Here is an 8334-nt window from a genome sequence, read left to right as displayed (position 1 = left end):
GCATCGCGCGGGTCGTCTTCGAACGGGTTCGCGCGCACCGCGGCGGCGGGCTTCGCGGCCGGTGCCGGCGTCTGCCACGGCGGCGCATCGCGCGGGTCGTCTTCGAAGGGATTCGCTCGTGCCGGCGCGGCCGGCTTGGCGACCGCCGTTTCGCGCGGCGACGGCGGTGCGACGGCTTCGCGCGATGGCGCGGGCTCACTCGATGCCTGGCGCGACGCGGCGCCGCCCATCTCGCGCATCGCCGCGGCCGCTTGGGCGGCGGCGCTGGCGCTGCGCGCGGACTCGCCGCGGCTGCCCGAACCCGAACCGGAGCCGCTCGAACCGGCCGCCGCGCCCGAACCCGAAGGCGCGGCCGGCGCATCGCCCGCCCCGCTGGGACGGAACGCGAGCATGCGCAGCACGCTCATCTCGAAACCGGCGCGCGGGCTCGGCGCCAGCGGCAGATCGCGGCGGCCGTTGACGCTCATCTGATACCAGAGCTGGACCAGCTCCGGCCGCAACTGCGCCGCCAGGGCATCGACATCGACGCCGTCGGCCTCGATCGCCGCCTCCGGCACCAGTTGCCGCACCTGGATGCGGTGCAAGGCATCGCCCAGGGTTTCCAGCACGCTGCCCCAGTCCGGCGAAAACTCGGCCAGGGTCGCGACTTCATCGAGCAGGCGCTGGCCGTCGCCGTCGGCCAGGGCGGTCAGCACCGCCCCGACCCGGGTGCGATCGACCGAGCCGAGCATCGCGGCGACCGACGCGCCTTCCAGCGGCGCATCGGCGCCGGCGCCGCCGTAAGCGATGGCCTGATCGAGCAGCGACAAGCCGTCGCGCAGGCTGCCGTCGGCGGCCTTGGCGAGCTGGCGGATCGCCGATTCCTCGACCGGAATCTGCTCGGCGGCGAGGATGCGGGTCATCTGCCCGGCGATCTGCTGCTCGTCCAGACGCTTGAGGTTGAACTGCAGGCAGCGCGACAGCACCGTCACCGGCAATTTCTGCGGGTCGGTGGTCGCGAGCAGGAATTTCACGTGCCCCGGCGGCTCTTCCAAGGTCTTGAGCAGCGCGTTGAACGCCGACTTGGACAGCATGTGCACTTCGTCGATCAGATAGACCTTCACCCGACCGCGGCTGGGCATGTACTGGGCGTTGTCGATCACCTCGCGCACATCGTCCACACCGGTGTTGCTGGCGGCGTCGATTTCGAGCAGGTCGATGTAGCGGCCGGCGTCGATGTCCAGGCAGGCGTTGCACTCGCCGCAAGGGTCGGCCGAGGTGCCGCGCTCGCAGTTCAGCGATTTGGCGAAGATGCGCGCGATCGTGGTCTTGCCGACGCCGCGCGTACCGGTGAACAGGAAGGCGTGGTGCACGCGCCCGGTACTGAGCGCATTGGTCAGCGCGCGGACCACGTGTTCCTGCCCGACCAGTTCGGCGAAACGCTTGGGGCGCCATTTGCGGGCGAGGACGAGATAGGACATCGGATCCTTGGGGCGTTAGGACGGGACGAGGGCCAGCGCTCGCGCGCTGCGAACGTTCGGGCCGGCCGGCGCAAGGCGCCCTGGGGCCGGTCGAGGCCGGCGACGCGGGTCGCCGGACGCTCGCGAACGAACCCCGGCATTGTGCCATGCCCCCACCCTCGCGCCGGTACGCTCGCAGCCGGGCTCGGTCTCGATGGGATCGCGGCTCGATATCCGCGCGGTTCCGGCCCGATCGCGCCCCGGCCACGCTCGCGCGCCCGCGCCGCCACGAAGCGGCTTGTTCCCGGAGCCGGCGGCGGCTAGAATCCACGGCCCTGCACGGCCCGCGCACGCGGTCCGGACAGATCCGGAGAGGTGTCCGAGTGGTTGAAGGAGCACGCCTGGAAAGTGTGTAAGCGTCTAAACCGCGCTTCGGGGGTTCGAATCCCCCTCTCTCCGCCAGATCAATAAATAAGCCCCTGATTTCAGGGGCTTATTTATTCCCGGCATCGCCTTACCCGTCGCCCAGCTCATGACCGCGCATTTGCTTGCGGTGTCGTCGCGGGCCCGCATTCGTCATGCAGCCGCGAGATGCGACAGAAACGAATCGACTTGATGCTCTTCGGTCGCCCATGAAGTGACCAGACGGATGACCGAGTGTTCGTCGTCGGCCTTCGCCCATACGTAGAAGGCGAAGTGGGATTGAAGCGCCGCTATGACGGCGTTCGGCAGGATCGGGAATACCTGATTGGTCTCGGTGTCCGCGGCCAGGCTGTGTCCGGCCGACACGATTCCGGCGGCCAACTTCGCCGCCATGGCGTTCGCGTGTTGCGCGAGGGATGAGAACAAGTGATTGGCGCCGAACAACTGCTGGAATTGAATTCCCAGCAAGCGGCCCTTGGCCAGCATCGCGCCGCGCTGTTTGACGTGGAAGGCGAAGTCTTCGCTCAGGGCCGGGTTGCACACGACGATCGCCTCGCCCAGCAGCGCGCCCAGCTTCGTGCCGCCGATCCAGAACAGATCGACCAGGGACGCGATGTCGGCGAGGCTGGCGTCGTTCTTGGGCGAGGCCAGCGCGGCGCCCAGGCGGGCGCCATCGAGGAACAGGATCAGGCCGCGGCGTTTGGCCAACGCCGACAGATCGCGCAGTTCGGCCAGCGTGTAGATCGTGCCGGTTTCCGTCGCGTTGGACAGGTAGATCAACCGCGGCTTGGCCATGTGCGGGAAGTGGGCGTTGCCCGCCAGCGCGGCCTCGACCGTGGCGGTCGTGAGTTTTCCGTCGATCGCGGGAACGACGATGAGCTTGTGCCCGGTCGCCTCGATGGCGCCGGCCTCGCGCAGGACGATATGCCCCGAGGCGACGGCGATGACGGCTTCGTGCGGGCGCAGGCAGCTCGCGATCGACACGATGTTGGCCATGGTGCCGCTGGCGACGAAGTGGATCGCGCCGGCGAAGCCCTCGCCCAGATGCGCCTTGATTTTGTTCGCCGCGTCTTCGCTGTGGCTGTCGGTGCCGTAGGGCGCCTGCTGCACCCAGTTGGAATCGGTCAGGGCGCGCAGGATGTCCGGGTGGGCGCCTTCGCTGTAGTCGTCAAGGAAGCTGTACATAGCCATTGGGGTTGAGTTCGATCGATAGCGACCCTGCAGAAAACCACAGCCATGCGCAAGGGGCTGGCGTTCGTCGATCACATTGCCTTGCAGGAAATTGCCATCGAGCCCGCAAAAGCGGCGCCTCCATCGGCCGTGTGCGCAACGCCGGACATGGCCACCGGTCGAGAGCGCCTCTCGGACCATCCAGATACGTCGTCCACCCCGCCGCAGGCAAGCATCCGCGCGCCGCAAGAAACTACCGCCCATATCTACAGAGAAAACATTTGTCTTTCTCCAGCGCGTGGCATTACCCGCGCGCCAATTGTGCATTCGCGACCCACCGCGCAATCGCACGATTCATTACAGCCGCGTTGCAACGCAACTGCGCGAACTGCGTCGGTGTTCGCATTCGTGCGCGAAGTCGCGCCTCTAGATTGCGCGCGCCTCGCGGCGGCCTGGGGAGAGATCCGCCGCCGCGCGGCGGCCGCGTCCGTCGCCGCGCTGCGGCGGCAGGGCGCGATCACTCCACGGCAATCCAACTCAAGGACTCAGATGAGCAAGAAGTTATCCGACGCGGCTACTGGCGGCGATTCGGCGCCTTCCTCGCGTTCGCGACGCAAGCTGATCGGCGCGGCCGGCATGATCGCCGGCGCCGGCGCGGCGGCCGCGGCGACCACCGCCGCTTCGATCGGCGGCTCGGCGTTCCAGGACCGCTCGATCGGCGGCGCGCCGCCGCCGCGCCGCGATGCCGCATTCGCGCCGGCCGCGATCGCCGCCGCCGAACCGGGCCGGATCAACGTCAAGGACTACGGCGCGATCGGCAACGGCAGCGCCGACGACACCGCGGCCATCGTCGCCGCGCGCGACGCGGTGCTGGCCTCGGCCAACGGCAACGGCTGGCTGACCCATCACCTGTACTTCCCCGCCGGCATCTATCGCGTCACCAAGGCCGACGCGCTGCTGCCCAAGGGCGACATCAAGAAGAAGATCAACGGCTACGTGATCGAAGGCCAGGGCAAGCGCAGTTCGGAAATCGTCTTCGACGCGGTGGCCGGCGGCGGCGATCGCTTCGCGGACAATCTGCTGACCGCCAACGGCCGCCTGCGCCAGTTGCGGGTGCGCGAGATCACCTTCCGCGCCAGCCGTCCGGGATTGAACTGGATCTACTGCTGGTCCTCGCTCGCGCAAGGCACCAACCAGGATTTCGCCTTCGACGACGTCGAATGGAGAGGCCCGTGGAACCGGGTGATCGGGCTGGACGGCCCGGGCGATTCCAATCTCAATTCGGAGTGGTCGTTCAACCGCTGCCATCTGGCCAACGACGTGGTGCTGGGCGACGCCTTCCTGCATTCGGGGATGACCCCGACGGTGAGCCAGCAGGATCAGTTCCTGAATTTCTGGTTCCGCGACTGCAAGTTCGAATACCGCAGCGGCACCTTGCTGCGCTTCGCCCGCGGCGGCTATGTCAACGTCTACGGCGGCTCGTGGATTCAGTGCAACGAAGACGTGGATACGCCGTCGGTGTTCTTCGATCTGCCGCCGGGCCCGCACAACAACACGGTCAAGACGCTGATCGTGATCGGCGTGCGCTTCGAACTGCGCCATGCCAAGAGCAAGCTGATGGACTGCGGCTGGGACGCGGCCAACGGCAACATCAGCTTCATCGCCTGCACCGATGCGGCGCGTTCGTTCCAGAGCCATATCGGCCCGGTGTCGGTGCCGGTGACGTATCGCCCGCTCAACGGAGACATGCCCTACGTGAAGTGGCAATCGTGCCAGTTGATGGGCCGGCACGAGTCCTACGCCACCGCCAATCGCAGCCGGCTCGTGTTCGAGCAATGCCACACGCTCAACTACACGATGGACAAGTTCCTGGTGCAGAAGTAAGCGGACGCGGCGCGACGGAGAATCGTCGCGCCGCCGATGGCGAAGTGTTTGAACCGCCGACGCATCGGCGGCTCAGACGATCGCGGCGTTCGCTGTCGCCAAGCCGCTCAGACGTATCCGGTCGCCAAGGCCCGCGCCCAGTCCGGCCGGCCGTTGCGCAGGGCCAATGCGGCGGCGGCGTTCCAGTCGTAGTCCACCGCGAACGGCTGCGCGCTCCATTCGCCGTTGCCGTCGCGCTCGACGATCGCGTAGCGCGCCTGCGGCGAACCGTTCTCGACTTTGTGCGGATGCGGGCGTTCGTCGCTGTAGGCTTGCAAGCCGACGCTGCCGGGATTGACGATCAGACGGCCGCCGTCCAGGCGCAGGCTGCGCGGCACGTGGGTGTGGCCGCACAGGATCACCCGCGCATCGGCGGCGCCGGCGCGTTCGCCGACCTCATTCCGAGTGGCCGCGCGCATGCCGTCGGCGTCGATGGTTTCCAGGAAACATTCCAGATCGCTGCGCGGCGTGCCGTGCACCATCAGCACCTCGTCGTTCAAGCGCAGGGTCGGCGGCAGCGCGCGCAACCAGTCGCGCTGATCCGGGCGAATCTGCGCTACCGCGTGGCGGTCGGATTCGCCCATGCGCTCGAACGCATCGTTGAGCACCTGCCGCTCGTGATTGCCGGCGATGGTCGGCAGCGCCAGGGCGATCAGGCGGTCGGCGGTTTCGCTGACCTGCAACGGGCCGGACAGCAGATCGCCCAGATCGACGATCTGGTCGGCGCCGCGGCGCCGGATGTCGGCCAGCACGGCGTCGAGGGCGGCGAGGTTGCCGTGGATATCGGAAAGGACGGCGATGCGCATGCGCCGATCTTAAGGCGTCGCTGTCATACGGGGGCCGCCGGGCGCGGGCCGGCTCGACGTCGAGCGCGGGCGGGACGAAGCGAGCCGGCGCGGCGCGGCGAACTTCGCGCAAACAGGCCCGCGATCGCGCCACCGGGCGACCGCGCCCGCGCCCATCCGGCGGCGCGGCGGGCCTTGCGCTCGCGCCGCCAACCCGCGTTTGCGCCGCGGGCCGGCTTTCAGGCAGAATGCCGCCCCTCCGGTGACGTTCCGGGCCGCCCACCGCGCCCGCACCCGATTCGGACGCTGCATGGCGCCACGGCGCGCATGCGAATCTATGGTGGCCCCGTTGGCGCCTCCGCGACGATAAGTTGAAAATCCCGCCAGGGCCGGAAGGCAGCAACGGTATCGACTGATTCGGGCGCCGGAGTTACGCTTGCGGGGCCGCCGCCTTTTCAGGCCCCGGTTGCGCGCGACGCCGCGCTTCACATCGCCCGATACGCCTGCGCCAGTTCGTCCGCGAAGGTCTCGAACGAGGTCGGCGCGGTTGGCGCGTAGGCGGTGTGGCCTGCACTGTCGGTGGTTAATGCGAGTCGGGGCTGAAGCCCCTCCCACAAAAGACTTCGCGATGACCGGCGATGGGGTGGCGCACGCCCGCAGGCGGAAACCACGAAGTCTTTTGTGGAAGGGGCTTCAGCCCCGACTCGCACTCTCAAACCACGACGCCGACCGGTGACGAAGGAGCGCCCCTACACACGGAAACCCCGAGGTCTTTTGTGGGAGGGGCTTTCAGCCCCGACTCGCACTCTCAAGCCACGACGCAATCAAGCCCGCCAACACTCAATCGCCACCAAACGACAACGCCAGCGCATCCGGCTCGCGCCCGGTCTTCCACTGCGCCACCAGCTTCCAGGTCTTGCGATCGATCACCGCGATCTCATCGCCGCCGCTGATCGCCACATACACCCGCGGCCGCTTCGGATCGGCGACCACCCCGATCGGCAGCGCCGCGCGGCCGAGCATGGTGTCGCGATACTCGGCGCCGGCGCGGGCCAAATCCACCGTCGCCAGAACTTTCTTGCGCCTCGCGTCGAACACCGACAAGGTCGCCGCGCGCGCATTGCTCACCAGGGCCTGGCGGCCGTCGGAGGTGAAGGCGACGCGGATCGGGAACCCCGGACTGGGCAAGGTCGCGCGGATCGCCAGCGTGCGCGGATCGTGCACGGTCACCGTGCCGGCCTCGCGATTGCTGACCCAGACCTCGCCGCTGCCCGGGCGCACCGCCACGCCTTCCGTGCCTTTGCCGGCGGCGACTTCGTCCGTCTTGGTGTTGTCGGTCAGATCGATGCGGCTGACGGTGCCGCGATCGATCTTGGTCACATACGCGGTCTTGCCGTCGGCGGCGATCGCGACCATGTGGCCCTTGCCCTCGCCCAGCGGAATCTCGGCGACGATCTTGCCGCTGGCGACGTCGATGCGGATCAGATGCCGCGAAGCCTCGGTGGTGGCCAGCGCTTCGCGGTCGCCGGGCAGGAAGCGCAAGCCATGCGGACGGCCGTGCCGGCCCAGATCGATGATCCGCGGCGCCGCGCCGCCGCGCAGATCGAGCACGCTCAAACTGTTGCCGGGCTTGTCGCCGACGCCGTAATTGGCGACCAGGGCGACGCTGCCGGCGTGATTGACCGCGATCTCATGCGGGGCCTGATTGGTCGGAAATTCGCCGAGCTTGCGGCCGTCGTCCAGCGACAGGCGCCAGACCGTGTCGGCGGCTTTGTTGCCGACCAAAAGCTCGCCCGACACCGCGGGCAAGGCAGCGCACAGCAGCAAGGACAGACACAGCACGCGGGACATGACGGCTCCGGTGGTTCGATACGGGAAACCGAAGCTACCTCAAATGCGGAAGGGGTTCATGTGTCGCGGGGTGTGGTGCTGGCGGGGATTGTGTCTAAGCGCGTGTTCAAAGCCACTGAAAAACAAGCTCGTCATTCCCGCGAACGCGGGCTCCGCTTTACTTCGGCGGAGCCGAACATCCAGTGCCTTTCGTGCAAGAACGTTTGAAGTCGCTGGATTCCCGCGTTCGCGGGAATGACGAGCGAAAGCAGAGATTTTGAACCTGCCCCAGGGGCGCGAGGTTTGTCGCCTCGATGGGAATATTTGGCCCTGTTTTACGCGGGTGCTGTTGGATGCAGCCAATCCGCATCGCCGTCGGCATAGCGCTCATGCTTCCAGATCGGCACCCGCCCCTTGGTCTCGTCGATGATGAAACGGCAGGCGGCGAAGGCCGCGTCGCGATGCGCGGCGCTGACGCCGACCCACACCGCGAGTTCGCCGATCGCCAGATCGCCGACGCGATGCACACAGCACGCATCGACGATGGCGAAGCGCTCGATCGCCTCAGCCATGATCGTGTCGCCCTCGCTCTGTGCCAGGGCGGCATAACTCTCGTAACGCAGTCCGGCGACCGCGCGGCCGCTGTGGTGATCGCGCACCCAGCCCTCGAAGCTGGCGTAGGCGCCGGCATGCGCGCTGAGCAATCGCTCGCGCAGCGGCGCGATCTCGAACGGCACTTCGGACAAGGAGAATCGTTGCATCGC

Annotated in this window: 6 protein-coding genes, 1 tRNA gene and 1 other RNA gene; 3 read left to right on the top strand and 5 right to left on the bottom strand. The window is 67.8% G+C overall.

Translation table 11 applies throughout. The features are described from left to right. A partial coding sequence (gene dnaX / locus J7J50_RS17640) for a DNA polymerase III subunit gamma/tau (RefSeq protein WP_215097526.1) occupies positions 1-1460 on the bottom strand: 1460 nt, incomplete at its 3' end. A 348-nt stretch (positions 1461-1808) separates the two neighbouring features. Between dnaX and J7J50_RS17635 the strand changes: the two genes are divergently transcribed. Beyond that, positions 1809-1901 (top strand) — tRNA-Ser (locus tag J7J50_RS17635). A 114-nt stretch (positions 1902-2015) separates the two neighbouring features. Here the strand turns inward: J7J50_RS17635 and J7J50_RS17630 are convergent. After that, positions 2016-3053: an aminotransferase class I/II-fold pyridoxal phosphate-dependent enzyme gene (locus tag J7J50_RS17630; protein WP_215059021.1), complete on the bottom strand. Its 1038-nt coding sequence runs from the start codon at positions 3051-3053 to the stop codon at positions 2016-2018. A 528-nt stretch (positions 3054-3581) separates the two neighbouring features. On the opposite strand from J7J50_RS17630, the gene J7J50_RS17625 reads away from it, so the two are divergent. Next, on the top strand, positions 3582-4916 hold the full coding sequence (locus J7J50_RS17625) for a glycosyl hydrolase family 28-related protein (RefSeq protein ID WP_215059023.1): 1335 nt from the start codon (positions 3582-3584) through the stop codon (positions 4914-4916). A 107-nt stretch (positions 4917-5023) separates the two neighbouring features. Here the strand turns inward: J7J50_RS17625 and J7J50_RS17620 are convergent, their stop codons facing one another. After that, positions 5024-5761 (bottom strand): metallophosphoesterase family protein, encoded by a 738-nt coding sequence (locus tag J7J50_RS17620; RefSeq protein ID WP_215059025.1) that lies wholly within the window; start codon positions 5759-5761, stop codon positions 5024-5026. A gap of 326 nt (positions 5762-6087) precedes the next feature. Between J7J50_RS17620 and ffs the strand changes: the two genes are divergently transcribed. Next, an RNA gene (gene ffs / locus J7J50_RS17615) (signal recognition particle sRNA small type) lies at positions 6088-6184 on the top strand. A 396-nt stretch (positions 6185-6580) separates the two neighbouring features. Here the strand turns inward: ffs and J7J50_RS17610 are convergent. Next, positions 6581-7591 (bottom strand): YncE family protein, encoded by a 1011-nt coding sequence (locus tag J7J50_RS17610; protein WP_215059027.1) that lies wholly within the window; start codon positions 7589-7591, stop codon positions 6581-6583. 314 nt (positions 7592-7905) lie between these two features. Then, positions 7906-8331, bottom strand: a complete 426-nt coding sequence (locus J7J50_RS17605) for a molybdenum cofactor biosynthesis protein MoaE (RefSeq protein ID WP_215059029.1) — start codon at positions 8329-8331, stop codon at positions 7906-7908. Between the last annotated feature and the right edge of the window lie 3 nt (positions 8332-8334).

The organism is Lysobacter sp. ISL-50, assembly GCF_018612875.1.
Classification (GTDB): Bacteria; Pseudomonadota; Gammaproteobacteria; order Xanthomonadales; family Xanthomonadaceae; genus Lysobacter.
Note: the sequence above shows the minus strand (reverse complement) of the source record. Positions and strands in the feature narration are given on the sequence as shown.